The 14337-nt window shown below is 41.1% G+C and carries 12 protein-coding genes; 9 read left to right on the plus strand and 3 right to left on the minus strand.

The genetic code is table 11. The features are described 5' to 3' along the window. Nucleotides 1–196 precede the first annotated feature (196 nt). The 5 genes from E2H97_RS03220 (at nt 197) to deoD (ending at nt 5900) form a co-directional block, all read left to right on the plus strand. Nucleotides 197–1063 (plus strand): nucleoside-specific channel-forming Tsx family protein, encoded by an 867-nt coding sequence (locus tag E2H97_RS03220; protein WP_133408559.1) that lies wholly within the window; start codon nt 197–199, stop codon nt 1061–1063. A gap of 466 nt (nt 1064–1529) precedes the next feature. Then, on the plus strand, nt 1530–2303 hold the full coding sequence (gene deoC, locus E2H97_RS03225) for a deoxyribose-phosphate aldolase (protein ID WP_133405797.1): 774 nt from the start codon (nt 1530–1532) through the stop codon (nt 2301–2303). Between the two features lie 200 nt (nt 2304–2503). Then, entirely contained in the window at nt 2504–3835 is a 1332-nt protein-coding gene (gene deoA, locus E2H97_RS03230; protein WP_133405798.1) for a thymidine phosphorylase, read from the plus strand. Between the two features lies 1 nt (nt 3836). Next, nucleotides 3837–5054: a phosphopentomutase gene (locus E2H97_RS03235; protein WP_133405799.1), complete on the plus strand. Its 1218-nt coding sequence runs from the start codon at nt 3837–3839 to the stop codon at nt 5052–5054. A 135-nt stretch (nt 5055–5189) separates the two neighbouring features. Further along, the gene (deoD, locus tag E2H97_RS03240; RefSeq protein ID WP_133405800.1) at nt 5190–5900 is read left to right on the plus strand and encodes a purine-nucleoside phosphorylase; all 711 of its coding nucleotides are present in this window, start codon (nt 5190–5192) and stop codon (nt 5898–5900) included. Between the two features lie 55 nt (nt 5901–5955). Here deoD and E2H97_RS03245 read toward each other — a convergent pair whose 3' ends face one another. Next, entirely contained in the window at nt 5956–7068 is a 1113-nt protein-coding gene (locus E2H97_RS03245; RefSeq protein WP_133405801.1) for an energy transducer TonB, read from the minus strand. Nucleotides 7069–7238: 170 nt separating this feature from the next. Between E2H97_RS03245 and serB the strand changes: the two genes are divergently transcribed. Both serB and E2H97_RS18975 read left to right on the plus strand, forming a co-directional pair. Further along, a complete protein-coding gene (gene serB, locus E2H97_RS03250) occupies nt 7239–8096 on the plus strand; it encodes a phosphoserine phosphatase SerB (protein ID WP_133405802.1) in 858 nt (285 codons plus the stop codon). Between the two features lie 98 nt (nt 8097–8194). After that, complete coding sequence (locus E2H97_RS18975) at nt 8195–9061, plus strand: secretion protein EspA (protein WP_246029049.1); 867 nt, start codon at nt 8195–8197, stop codon at nt 9059–9061. On the opposite strand, the gene E2H97_RS03265 is transcribed toward E2H97_RS18975, so the two are convergent. After that, nucleotides 9058–9366, minus strand: coding sequence for a hypothetical protein (locus E2H97_RS03265; RefSeq protein WP_133405803.1), 309 nt, complete (start codon nt 9364–9366; stop codon nt 9058–9060). The two genes, E2H97_RS18975 and E2H97_RS03265, sit on opposite strands and share 4 nt — an antisense overlap. A gap of 188 nt (nt 9367–9554) precedes the next feature. Further along, nucleotides 9555–11921: a PilZ domain-containing protein gene (locus tag E2H97_RS03270; protein WP_133405804.1), complete on the minus strand. Its 2367-nt coding sequence runs from the start codon at nt 11919–11921 to the stop codon at nt 9555–9557. Nucleotides 11922–12132: 211 nt separating this feature from the next. Here E2H97_RS03270 and radA point away from each other — a divergent pair, with 211 nt between their 5' ends. Beyond that, the gene (gene radA / locus E2H97_RS03275; protein WP_133405805.1) at nt 12133–13497 is read left to right on the plus strand and encodes a DNA repair protein RadA; all 1365 of its coding nucleotides are present in this window, start codon (nt 12133–12135) and stop codon (nt 13495–13497) included. 80 nt (nt 13498–13577) lie between these two features. Beyond that, complete coding sequence (locus E2H97_RS03280) at nt 13578–14012, plus strand: hypothetical protein (protein WP_133405806.1); 435 nt, start codon at nt 13578–13580, stop codon at nt 14010–14012. Nucleotides 14013–14337: the final 325 nt, after the last annotated feature.

The following is a 14337-nucleotide window of genomic DNA, read 5'->3' on the forward strand; positions in this document are numbered from 1 at the left end:
ATCAAACTGTGCCTTTACAATATTCTAACAATTGCATATCTAAATAATTAAAAAAATAAGATATCGTTCACACTTCAGAATTTTATGTTTGTATTTTGCTTTTAAACCATTGGTTATGCTGCTGGAACTAGGTAAAATACACGTGCAAATAAAAACACTGTCATATAAGGCAGAAACTCAAAAAATGGGGTTAATGATGAAAAAAGTAAAAAGCTTTGCTTTGGCTGCAGTAGGTTTAGCAGCGCTGTCTGGTAACGCTTTCGCAGCAGACCGCACTGACGTTCACGCAACTGACTACAAGTGGATGCAAGCGAACTTAATGTATGCATTTGGTGAAAAACCACAAAACCTTAAAGGTGGTGATGAGCATAACTACCTAGAGCTTGAATTTGGTGGCCGTGCCGGTGTTATGGATTACTATGGTTATTTAGATGTATTTAACCTAACCAACCGCAGCACTAGCAAAACTGATAAGGGCCCAGGCAAGAGCAAAATGTTCTTGAAATTCAACCCACGTTTCTCTTTAGATGCTATTACAGGTAAAGATCTTTCTTTCGGTCCTGTTAAAGAAGTTTACTTCTCAACGCTATTTAACTTCGGTGGCGGTGCTATCAAAGGTAAAGCTGCTGATGGTAAGACTTATGATGGTGACGTGAATATGTCATTCTGGGGTCTTGGTGCGGACGTAATGGTTCCATGGTTAGGTAAAACTGGCATGAACCTATACGCAACTTACGACATCAATGCAAAAGACTGGAACGGTTATCAGTTCTCTGCAAACTGGTTCAAGCCTTTCATCTTCTTCTCAAACAAGAGCTTTATCTCTTTCCAAGGCTATGTTGATTATCAATTCGCTGCTACTGACAAAGGTAATGAGTTCGTACCTAAAGTAAGCAACGGTGGTACTGCTTTCCTAGGCTTCTACTGGCACTCAGACCGTTACTCTGTAGGTTATGGTCTTAAGAGCTACAAAAACATTTACACCATCAAGAACGGTGGCGGTAAAGTTGGTCTAAGAAGTACTGGTTTGACTCACTTCTTGGCTGCAACTTACAAATTCTAATTTGAATTTTGAAATTAGGAGCCGCATAATGCGGCTTCTATTTTTTAGAAGTTTTTATTTGAGTTTATTTTTGAAGTAGTTTCAGATAAAAATTTTGCTCGATATAGAGCTACCTCGCGCTAAAAAGGACTTTTCGCGGAAAGTGGAACAAACTTTTCTGGGGTAACCCAAGCTCCTCTTCTCCGGTCTTCAAGGATTCAAGTCGTGACTGAATAGTCAAGATAGCCTTACTGCTTTAGGTAAGGCATTGAATACTTATAAGTACCAACAATCCATACCAATAACAAAATCTTGGTACTGCTGTATGTAATCTTTGCTATGGCTAAGTTTCGGTGACATGCATTGATTGAATTGTTGCTGATCTTGATTACTTAGAAATGAAACAAATAACTCATTTATTTTTTATGGTGCGCCTAGCTTGATATTAGGTGTGCAGATCAGAATATTTTTTGGATGGAGAAACATCATGACTGATTTAAAACTGGCTGCAAAACGTGGCATTTCTTTAATGGATCTTACAACGCTTAACGATGACGATACCGATCAAAAAGTGATTGAGCTTTGTAAAAAGTCACAAACGGCTGCTGGTCATACTGCCGCAATTTGTATTTACCCGCGCTTTATTCCTATCGCACGTAAAACATTCCGTGAGCTAGGTGCTGAGCATATGCCAATTGCAACAGTAACTAACTTCCCACATGGTAACGATGACGTTGAGATTGCAGTAACTGAAACTAAAGCTGCTGTTGCTTATGGCGCAGATGAAGTAGACGTAGTATTCCCATACCGTGCTCTTATGGCAGGTAATGAAGAAGTTGGTTTCGAGTTAGTTAAAGCGTGTAAAGAAGCGTGTGGCGATAAAGCTATCTTGAAAGTGATCATCGAGTCTGGTGAACTTAAAGATCCCGCGCTTATCCGTAAAGCGTCTGAAATCTCTATCGATGCTGGTGCAGATTTCATTAAGACTTCAACTGGTAAAGTACCTGTAAATGCAACCATTGAAGCGGCTGAAATCATGCTAACAGTGATCAAAGAGAAAAACACTAAGGTTGGTTTCAAGCCTGCTGGTGGTGTTCGTGATGCGGCACAAACAGCTGAATTCTTAGGCAAAGCGGCTGACATTTTAGGTGACGACTGGATCACTCCACGTACCTTCCGTTTCGGTGCTTCAAGCCTGCTTAACAGCCTATTGCATACTCTTGAATTAGCTGACGCTCCAGCGGCAAATCAAGGTTACTAATAGTATCTAAAAGTGTGAATACTGGCGTCATTTGATCTCATAATGACAGATCCGATGGTGCTGGTATTTATATCTGTGATCTAACTCCCTTTTGCCCCAATAAAACTTCGATACTATTTAGAAAAATTACTACATTTTGTCTTTAATCTTGCATTTTGTATCTGCCATCAATCGGTGTGAAGGTACTTCGGAGTAGCTGTATGTTTCTAGCACAGGAAATCATTCGTAAGAAGCGTAACGGAGAAGCGTTAAGCACGGAAGAAATTCAATTTTTTGTTAACGGCATTGTCAACGGCGCCGTTTCCGAAGGCCAAATCGCCGCATTAGGTATGGCCGTATATTTTAATGATATGAACATGGATGAACGTGTCGCTATAACATCTGCCATGCGTGACTCTGGTACCGTATTAAACTGGGATCATTTACATCTTGATGGCCCGATTGTCGATAAACACAGTACAGGTGGTGTCGGTGACGTAACCAGTCTAATGCTTGGCCCTATGGTGGCAGCTTGTGGTGGTTATGTTCCAATGATTTCTGGTCGTGGTCTTGGTCACACTGGGGGGACGTTAGACAAGTTTGATGCGATCCCTGGTTACAATACCGAAGCGGATAATACACTGCTAAGTAAAGTAGTAAAAGAAGTCGGTGTTGCAATCATTGGTCAAACGGGTGATTTAGTACCTGCGGATAAACGCTTCTATTCGATTCGTGATAATACGGCTACGGTTGAGTCTATTTCATTGATCACGGCTTCAATCCTTTCTAAAAAGCTTGCAGCAGGTTTAGAATCGCTTGTGATGGATGTGAAAGTAGGTACTGGCGCATTTATGCCGACCTATGAAGCATCCGAAGAACTGGCTCGTAGCATTACCGCTGTTGCAAACGGTGCAGGTACTAAAACTACCGCTATTCTAACGGATATGAACCAAGTATTAGCGTCTTCAGCGGGTAATGCTGTTGAAGTGAAAGAAGCGATTGATTTCTTGACGGGTCGTTACCGCAACCCTCGTTTGTATGAAGTCACTATGTCACTTTGCCAAGAAATGCTTGTGCTTGGTGGCCTAGCCGCGACTCAGGCAGAAGCAAGAGATAAACTTAATGCTGTATTAGACAATGGTCGTGCGGCTGAAATTTTTGGTAGAATGGTGTCTGGTTTAGGCGGTCCAACTGATTTCGTTGAGTCATACGATAAGTATTTACCACAGGCATCAATTATTCGTCCTGTGTATGCCGATAAATCAGGATTTGCTCACAGCATGAATACTCGTGAGCTTGGTTTATCCGTTGTGTCCCTTGGTGGCGGACGTCGTAAACCGGGCGATGCGTTAGACTATAGTGTAGGTCTAACAGAGGTGTGTGCATTAGGTGATGAAATTAATGCAGATAAGCCATTAGCTATGGTTCACGCCCAAACAGAAGCTGGATTTGAAGAAGCCGCTGCTGCGGTAAAAGCTGCGATTGAAGTAAGTGATACTCAACCAGAAAAGCAAGTTGAAGTATACAAAGCCATTCGCGCAGAGGATTTATAAAATGAAACGTACTGTAATTTTAATGCTGGACTCGTTCGGTATCGGCGCTGCCGGTGATGCTGAAGCGTTTGGTGATGTAGGCTCAGATACTTTTGGTCATATTGCAAAAGCCTGTGCAGAAGGTCGTGCTAATGATGGTCGTGAAGGTCCATTAAAATTGCCAAACCTTGCAAAACTTGGTTTGGCTCATGCCGCTAAAGAAAGCACGGGTGAGTTCCCAATGGGCTTTGGTGATGATATCACTGTTACTGGTTCATACGGTTATGCGAAGGAGATCAGCTCGGGTAAAGACACCCCAAGCGGTCACTGGGAAATCGCTGGTGTGCCAGTATTGTTCGATTGGGGTTACTTCCATGATAAACAAAACTCTTTTCCTAAAGAATTAACCGATAAAATTCTTGAGCGTGCAGGGTTAGACGGCTTTTTAGGTAACTGCCATGCATCTGGCACAGCGATTCTTGAAGAGTTAGGTGAAGAGCACATGAAAAGCGGTCTACCGATTTTCTATACCTCAGCTGACTCCGTCTTCCAAATCGCTTGTCATGAAGATACCTTTGGTTTAGATAACTTATACAAGTTATGCGAAATCGTTCGTGAAGAGCTAGAGCCATACACTATCGGTCGCGTTATTGCTCGTCCTTTCAATGGCCCTGATGCAAAGAACTTTGCTCGTACTGGTAACCGTCGTGATTACTCAATCGAGCCACCTTCAAAAACCGTATTACAAAAGCTTCAAGAAGCAGGCGGTGAAGTGGTAAGTGTTGGTAAGATTGCTGATATCTACGCGCACTGCGGCATCACTCAAAAAGTAAAAGCGAATGGCTTAGAAGCGTTATTTGATGCAACGTTAGAGCAAGTTAAGCAAGCCGGTGAACGTACTATCGTATTTACTAACTTTGTAGATTTTGACTCTCACTACGGTCACCGTCGTGACGTAGCGGGCTATGCTCGTGCACTTGAATACTTTGATTCTCGATTACCAGAGCTATTAGACATTCTAGAAGCAGATGATTTGTTACTTCTGACTGCCGATCATGGTTGTGATCCAACTTGGACTGGTACCGATCATACTCGTGAACATGTACCTGTATTAGCATTAGGTGCTGGCCTTAAAGCAGGTTCATTAGGCGGGAGAGAGACTTTTGCTGATATGGGGCAATCCATTGCTTCATACTACCAATTAGAGCCAATGGAATACGGAACATCTTTCGTAGGCTAACCAAATTTGAATACTGACTGTCCAATTAACAGTAATTGGGCAGTATTTAAGTGAAAAATTTAATTAAAGTCGTTAAATTACACCAAATTAGTTGATGCTAGTTTGATGATATTAAAAATATAGGGGTTAATAACGATGGCTACACCACACATTAATGCGGCAGATGGCGCTTTTGCAGAAACCGTTCTTTTTCCTGGTGATCCACTACGCGCAAAATACATTGCAGAAACTTTCCTAGAGAATGTTGAGCAAGTAACTGACGTACGTAACATGCTTGGCTTTACAGGTACTTATAAAGGTACTCGTGTATCTGTAATGGGTTCTGGTATGGGCATTCCTTCTTGCTCAATCTATGCTACTGAGCTTGTTAAAGATTACGGCGTTAAAAACCTGATCCGTGTTGGTAGCTGTGGTGCTATCAGTACTGACGTTAAAGTTCGTGACGTTATTGTTGGTATGGGCGCTTGTACTGATTCACAAGTAAACCGTATTCGTTTCGGTGGTCAAGATTTCGCTGCTATCGCTGACTATGGTCTATTAAAAGCCGTAGTTGATGCTGCTGACAAGCGTGGCATTAAGCACCGTGTTGGTAACATATTCTCTGCGGATCTTTTCTACACGCCACAACCAGAAATGTTCGACAAAATGGAAAAAATGGGCGTTCTAGGTGTAGAAATGGAAGCGGCTGGCCTATACGGTGTTGCGGCTGAATACGGTGCAAAAGCACTGTGCGTTGTAACAGTATCTGATCACATCCGTACTGGTGAAGCGACCACTTCTGATGAGCGTCAAACTACGTTCAACGAAATGATCGAAATGACTTTAGATGCAGTTGTTGAGCTGTAATTTCTAATAGTCGAATTAAAGGCCGCATTTGCGGCCTTTATTGTTTGGATAAAAGTTAACTCAAAGTGAAATCCAGTCTAATTTTCATATTCTTGGCATCAACGGCTTTACCATTTTCAAATTTAGGGGCGTAGCGCCAGCTTTCTAGCGTTTTTTTCGCTGAGGTTTCAAATCTGTGTCCACCCTTAGAGTCTAATATTTCAATATCTTTTACTGTCCCAGTTTGTGAGATAGTGAAAGACAGCACTACATAGCCTTCTTTTCTTCTCATGGCGTAGATAGCTGGATAATCCATGGCGGTTCTATACAGTGGCACAGGATCTTGATTGTCATCCCAGGGCTTCATCTTACCAATCGCGATACAATGCTCAGTTGACTTATCGCTGTCACCTTGCTTTTCGTAGATTGAAACTAAACGAGAATGGGCGCCTAACTTAAAGGGATGACTGTAGTCTAAAGTATCAAATTGCTTAATCACGTTTAAATACAGCTTTTCTGCTTTTTCTGGCTTTTTTTCACCTTGATAGATTCGAGCTACTTGAAACTCAGCTAATACGCGATCCATGGCATTTTCGGGTAATTTTTTTTGGAAGGTATCGAATGCCTCGAGGGTAAGATCTCTAAGGTGGTGAGAAAATTTACCTCTATTTAAGGTCTCAAATGCCAGCATTTTTACTTTTGCGACAAAGACTTCATCCCCGTTTTTTCCAGCTAGTTCTAACGCTTTTTCGATTTCAGCTTTTGTTCCGCTAGGGGTAGACATCACTTTCGCTTTTTTTAGGTGGGTGTCGATCATAGCTGTGGTTTGAGCAGGCTCAATATCTTGATATAAGGCCAGTGCTTCGACAAATAATGCTTTCGCTTTTTTGAAAGTTGCTTTTCTTTTTTTCTTATCTGATTGGCGAATATTAGATAATGACGTCGCATAATTGACTGTCAGAGCAGCAAGATCTTTGGGTGAGTCTTTATAAAGGATTTTGCCTAGTTGATATGATTGCTTGGCATATTTAACGGCATTAAAGTTTTTGCGTTCAGTAATGGCCTCTTTATATTGGCTGTAAGCTTGATTAAAAAGCTCGCGTTGAGATTGAGGTGCTTCAGAAGCAAATGCTGTTTGAGATACCGCTAAAATAGCCAGTGCGCAGGCTGTCTTTGTCCAAGTTTTCATTAATGCATTCCGTTTAATGTGATGGCATTGAAAGTAACAAAGCTGAAGTGTTAAATCAATGTTATTGTCCACTGTGTTTAATAGACTGTTTTTACTATTTACATCAATATTTTGTTATTGTATTTATCTCCATCAATACCCACCATTATGCACTTGGAAAAAGCTATAAAATGAATACCACGGAAACTTACCGACTGATTTACCAAAACTGTACAGGGTTGGATGCAATTGAAGCTCAGCTATGTCAAATACAAGGTGCCAAGGAAATACACCAAGGAAAAACCCAGTCAGGGGTAGGTTATATCGATATTGTTTGTTCAAGCGATATTAATATTGAGAGCTTATTTACCCATACCGAAGTTGAAGTGGTCGCATTGTCACTAGTCACACCAAAGCTTAAACATAAAGGTGTATTACTGATGGATATGGACTCTACTGCTATTCAAATTGAATGTATTGATGAACTGGCTAAATTAGCGGGTATCGGTGACCGAGTCTCAGAAGTGACAGAGTTGGCCATGCAAGGGCATTTGGATTTTGAGGAAAGTTTACGTCAAAGAGTCGCATTGTTAGAAGGGCTTGATGCCAGCGTTATTCAGCAACTTTGTAATGAATTGCCATTGACTCAAGGCTTGGAGTCTATGGTTAAAGAGCTAAAAGCCTACGGTTGGGTTGTGGCCGTCGCTTCAGGTGGTTTTATGCCTTTTGTTAATCATTTAAAAGGAAAGTTAGGTCTAGATGGTGCTTTTGCCAATGAACTGGAAATCATTGATGGCAAGTTAACAGGCAAAGTTATCGGTAAGGTGGTTGATGCCCAAGCAAAGGCCGATATTTTAAAGGCATTAGCTGAACAGCATGAGGTTGCAATGAGTCAGACTGTGGCAGTGGGTGATGGCGCTAATGATATCCCTATGATGAAAGCCGCAGAGCTGGGTATTGCTTTTTATGCCAAACCAGCGGTGCAGCAGCAAGCTCAGGTTTCCATTAATCATTTAGGTTTGGATGCTATTACGGCAATTTTACCTTAGCTGGTTAGACCAGTTTGGTGGGGTTATTGCCTCTTTTTAAAATCTTTCTAATCTGAGATCAGCATAATGGTATAATCGTACACCAATAAGGTTATGCCATGTCTGATTCGTCTAGAGGCCCAGTGCTTGTTCATTCCAATGTTGATTATGTCAATTCACATTTTGGCGTTGGAGCTTCAGTAGGGCTTGGTATACCGAGTCCTGATACCGACTACACGCTCGCTTTTAATGGCGATTCAGTATTATCCGGTGGCATTGCGGTACTTTATTTGTTTATGGATTTACTGTCTGAATTGGCGGGGCAAAAGTATCGTGAGATGCAAGAAAAAGCCAAAGTTTCGCGTGATGCGCAGGACGAGGCGAATGAAGTTAATGAGGTCATTGCGAAAGTATCTAAGGAAGGCGATAAAGGTGCTGAACCTCTCCCTCAAGATGTAATTGATTATATGCGTAATAATGGTATTCAAGTCGACGGCAAGTCTATTGATGACTACTTGAATCACCCAACAAAACCACCTGAGCCACAAGCTCATATTTTTTTAACTTCTAGTGATGGCCAAAAGCTAGACTTGTTTCGTTATGATGATGGGACATTTCAGTCTTATGCTGAATTAGATGATGGAAAAGGTGGTGTCATTCAAGAAACGATTGATCCTGCTAAAGTTCAAGTCTCTACCGATGGCAAAGACGTTACTTATGTATTGAATGGTAAAACGTACAAAGGAAGCTTCGATGATCCTAAGCCGGATGACAGCCTAGCAACAGTTAAACTGGATAAAGGGCAGCTAGAAGCTGTAAAAGATGCCTTAGAAAATGTCTCTAATCGAGCGTCTGACTTTGTCTCTCAAGCTCAGTTACAACTTCAAAAAATCATGCAAACCTATAACGTGAGTGTAAGCCTAATCAATAGCATGCAAACCATGCTAGAAGAAATGAATAAGTCTATTGCCCAAAATATCCGTTAAAGCGCAATTAAACGCTTAAGTGCCTTGGCAATAAATCCATCACTCAATCGCTTTATGGAAAACCCTTGTTTTAAGGAGTCAGAAGATTTTGAGTCAGCATGATCTAATGACTCGTGAAAACCACCAAACTCTTGTTGAGACTGCTTATTACGACTTTGACTCTGTTCATTATCTTCATCTAATACACTTTCGATGAAGTAATCCCTACCTTCGACCAAATCACTATTGGATTTACGTCTTTTCCTTGCTTCGAGACCGACAGTTGGCTCACAAGGAGCAATGCCAGAACGTACTGAAGTCACCATAACGTATCCTTAGTAAAACCTCATGGTCTTACAATGAAACTATATTTAAGCCAATGCACTCCGGCATTTCTTAAATATCCCCCGTTTTGCAGTCTAATCAGTTTTTGATGATTTGTTGAGAAACTGTTTAGGCCTTTTACCTATGTTATATACAATATTTTCATAAATTGAAGTTATATGAATAATCATTAATTTTGAGGTAAACAACGGTGCATGACTTCAGCAGTGATATCCATGATTTCACCAACTCCTACGGTATACCAAAGTTTCTCTTCTAACATCTTGGCCTTATGTGCGGCATGTCTGGCAATATAATGCCTTTCTTGTTGGATATATTTTAAGTCTGGTTTGCCCGTTACGCCCACATAAATACGCAATGCGATAAACTTACCTAGCTTTTGACCCGTTTTAATGTATTCAACTTGCTCATCAACCGTTTTAAGTTGATTTTTTGTGATGGCTTTAAGAGTAAAAGTACCACGAGAGCCTCGGATCAGGTGCAGATAAAAGTCGATACTCATCATTTCTTGATTGGACTTAGTACGTCTGATGAAGCTGACAATCTGCTTTTTGAAGAAACCGCCTTCAAATAGCGGAGAAAGATCGTAGGTAAAGCTCTCTTTCGCTTTGGCGGCGAATAACTCGGCAACAGGATCGCGCTCAGAACTGATGGCAATCGCAGATAACTTGGCCGATTTTTGAGTTTTTTCGATAAAAATCGGCGTGGCAGGCAGTTTGCGCATGACTAGGTTTTTTAAGCCATCCGATAATTCACCAGATTGATCACCCGATTCAGAAAGTTGTTTAAGCTTTTCTTCGTTGTGAATGATCAATCGATTCATAAAGGTGACACCGCGGTGTGGCTCGTCAGATTGTGCAGCAACTAAATGAAGCTGTTGACCGTTATTGCGTTGCAGTACCAATCGATAGGGAAGATTTAATAATTGAGTCTTTCCTGCTAACGCTTGTAGCTTAGGGAAGCCAAGCAAAACAGGTTGGTCACTCATAAAATCAGTCGTGTTAGGCAACGCAAGTTGTAGTCCTTTGGTTGAAATATCTTGAGAATGACCAATCATGGTTTTACCATTCTGCTGAATGCTCACCTCAGTTTTAAAGCTATATCTTGGCTCTTGACGTCGCTCAGCGAAAGCCAGTGCGGTAAATTTAAGTTGAGATGCTTTATCTTTGGTTTGTGCAAAGACTTTCAGCAAATTTGGGGTAGATGTCGACTGCGCTTGTTGATAGCTATGGCGATCGACTTCATTAGTCAGATTAGATAAATGGAGAACATGGCTAAATAAGTTTAATTGTTGCTCTACTAAAGGTGAGTAATGGCTGTCATCACCGGGAATAATAGAAGCCTTAAAGCCACGGGCTTTATCAATTTCTAAACTTGATATTTTAAATACTCGCCAACTTGGTTTTTGAGAACCAAATTTAAAAAACAACGCTTTTAAAGCGTGGTTTTGCAGCTCGTGCAGTGTCGCTGAATAATAGTAAACATGATCTTTGGCAATATGAGTGAAACAATACAGCAAGTTATGCTCTGGGGCGTTAGGTGCTACGATATGTTTTTCTATACGCTTTGGTGTTAGTGTTTGACCTAACTGACAAACATCATTTTCGTCAGTAAAGTAACTCTTTATAGCCTGATTCTCAGGGCTAATGAGTGCGTGAGTCAGTTGATTTTTATCGGCATTTAAAAATAATGGTAAGTGGCGCAAGTGCGGCAATAAATGTCGTTCATAACCTAAACCTAAGGTATTGGTATAAACCTCATTGACATCGACTTTATAGCGATATTTAAAGTCTCTTATCAACTTAGCTAAAAGCTGAGATAGTTGCTCACTGCCACTGGCTCGCTTTAATCTGAAAATATGAAAATTGCCTTCCTCTTCAATATCGACAATTTCATATTCAATACCTTGCTGTAGCTCATCGTAATAGTATTCTTCATTTAGCTCTGTGATTTTAACCAGAATCGGCTTACGTATATCAAGGTTGTGCTTATGTGAGAGTCTAATACGCGCACCATGAACAGAAAGGTCGAGTGTAGAGCCCTCAACATCAATTTTGCCCGCTTGAGCGACCGTAATGTGGACGCTGTAGTTCATGCGCTCTTCACTGCGGTTATAGTAAGTTCCTAATACTACACCTGGAATAATAAATTCATCTCTGAGATTTTCTTTATTACCATCAACTTGGACGGTTTGTAAGCGGTGCTTATGTTCGGCCATGACCTCTTCATATGCACCAAGAGTATATTGATTTTTATAACGGCTTACAGCCGCTTTAAAGCTGGCTATAGCTGGCTCGTCTAAAAAATGAGTTTGTGTATCAAAGGTAAATGTTGAACAAGGTAAGTTCGATTTATCTCTTAGATCGATGACACGATTACACTTTGCACTTAAGCGGTTCAACTCCATTTTTAATAAAAAACGATCAGTACTATTTTCGTCCGTGGTTAACTGCTCAAAAAATTCTTCAAAGTCATCTTCCATTAAAAATGGCTTTAACTGTTCAATTAGATGGGCTTTTACTTGATCAAAACTCATGTGTCGATTCTTTGTCGTGCTAAATTAGGGTTAGCCTGTTAGTCTTACTCCTTGTGATCATTAGTAAATGATCAACTTTGTAAGGTGCTAGCTTAAGGCTTTTTTTGAATTAGAACAATCTAGCAAAACCAATGCCAGTGTTACTTTGACGGAGCTCAAGTGTAATGTATTTCTGGCGAATTTGTTACTTTTTTAACGGTTTCGAAATCCAATGGCAAAAAATAAAACGGCATTTGTTTGTAATGAATGTGGACAAGACTTTCCTCGTTGGCAAGGACAGTGTTCTGCGTGTAAAGAGTGGAATACGATCACTGAGGTTCGCTTAGGCTCAGTCAAAGCCAGTAAAGGCTCACAGTTTAGTGGATATGCCGGTGAGGGTGCCAGTGAAGTACAAACCTTAAATGAAATTGATTTAAATGAACTGCCTCGTATTCCTAGTTCTTTTACTGAGTTTGACCGAGTCTTAGGCGGCGGAATTGTGCCGGGATCGGCAATTTTGATCGGTGGTCATCCGGGAGCCGGTAAAAGTACCTTGTTATTGCAAACCTTATGTCAGTTGGCGGAAACCATGCCTGCACTGTACGTCACAGGTGAGGAGTCATTGCAACAAGTAGCCATGCGTGCCCATCGCTTAGGGCTTCCTACAGATAAACTTCGTATGTTATCGGAAACCAGTGTTGAACGTATTTGTGATATCGCGGTAAAGGAAAACCCAAAACTCATCGTTGTTGACTCAATTCAAGTCATGCACATGGCGGATGTTACCTCATCTCCCGGTAGTGTTTCGCAAGTCAGAGAGTCTGCTTCATATTTGACTCGATTTGCTAAACAACAAGGCATTGCTGTGATTATGGTGGGTCACGTTACCAAAGATGGCAGTCTTGCCGGCCCAAAAGTGTTGGAGCATTGCATTGATTGCTCGGTGATGTTCGAAGGTGACAGTGATAGCCGTTACCGAACTTTACGCTCCCATAAAAACCGTTTTGGCGCCATTAATGAACTGGGCGTGTTTGCGATGACAGAGCGCGGATTGAAAGAGGTCGCCAATCCTTCAGCTATCTTTTTATCTCGTGGAGAAGGTGAAGCATCCGGCTCATTAGTTATGGTGGTATGGGAAGGCACACGTCCTTTATTGGTGGAGTTGCAAGTGCTGGTGGACAATTCTTCAATGTCGCATCCAAGGCGAGTCGCTGTTGGTATGGATGCTAACCGTCTAGCCATGCTGTTAGCGGTTATGCATCGACATGGTGGCTTGCAAATGTCGGATCAAGATGTGTTTGTAAATGTCGTTGGCGGTGTAAAAGTGACTGAAACCAGTGCAGATTTAACTTTATTAATGGCAATGGTGTCGAGTTTTAGAAGCAACGTTCTTCCCAACGATTTAGTGGTGTTTGGTGAGGTGGGATTGTCTGGTGAAATTCGTCCTGTACCTAATGGTCAAGAGCGCTTAGTTGAAGCAGCTAAACACGGTTTTAAACGTGCGATCGTTCCTAAAGCTAATGCACCTAAAAAGCCACCAGAGGGAATGGAAGTTATCGGTGTGACCAAGCTGAGTGAAGCGTTAGCATCCTTGTAACAAACATGAATAAATGCCAATTTGCATTTATTCGTCAGGCAGTTGTAAAGTGGGTAACCTGTTATTTTTGGAGGGGATTTATGGCTGCTGAGACTCAACCATTGCTAGCTTCGACTGTAGGCTCTATTAATGCGGGAGGTGAAGAGCAACCTATCACTCCAAAGGTAGGCTTCATTCGCTTTGATAAAGCGCTATATTTTGTTTCAGTTACTCCAGATACGACAGTTTCAGAGGCCGTAACACTTTTTGTAAAGGATAACCCGAGTCATCGTACTCCGAGTGATTATAGAGAAGGACTGCAGATTCTTTTGTATTTTGAAGGTGAAGCAGGGCTGCAAGGTCTGATGTCACCTTATCGATCGGCTATTAAAGATTTAAAGATTTTAACAGTTGCTCCTGAAACGGATGACAATTACCAGAAAAAGGTCAAACAAGCCTTTTATTTTGGATATGGTGTTGATCCTGAAATGGAAAATCGAGTTCAGTCTTCTAAATGTTGTTGCATAATCGCATAAGTGGTAAGGGGAGGGAGCAGCCCCTAAGTAACTTTCTGATTATTTCCCCTGTCCATCACTGAAAACCATTTAAGATATGGTTAAGTGTCTTAAATGGAAATGCTCTTTATTTAAAGTATTTTCGCTGTAATCCTGCATCTTCAAGTATCACGAATATAAATGGTTTCACCAGAAAGATGAATCATGGTTAATTTGATATTTGTTTTGGGTTTGATCAAATATGAATAACCGAAGGCGATTCTTTTTATCGACACCTATACAGTAAAAGTACAGCTTTGTACTGCTAGGTTTAGCCGTATGGCATTGATTAACAGATCGTTTTTTA

Source organism: Parashewanella tropica (assembly GCF_004358445.1).
Classification (GTDB): Bacteria; Pseudomonadota; Gammaproteobacteria; order Enterobacterales; family Shewanellaceae; genus Parashewanella; species Parashewanella tropica.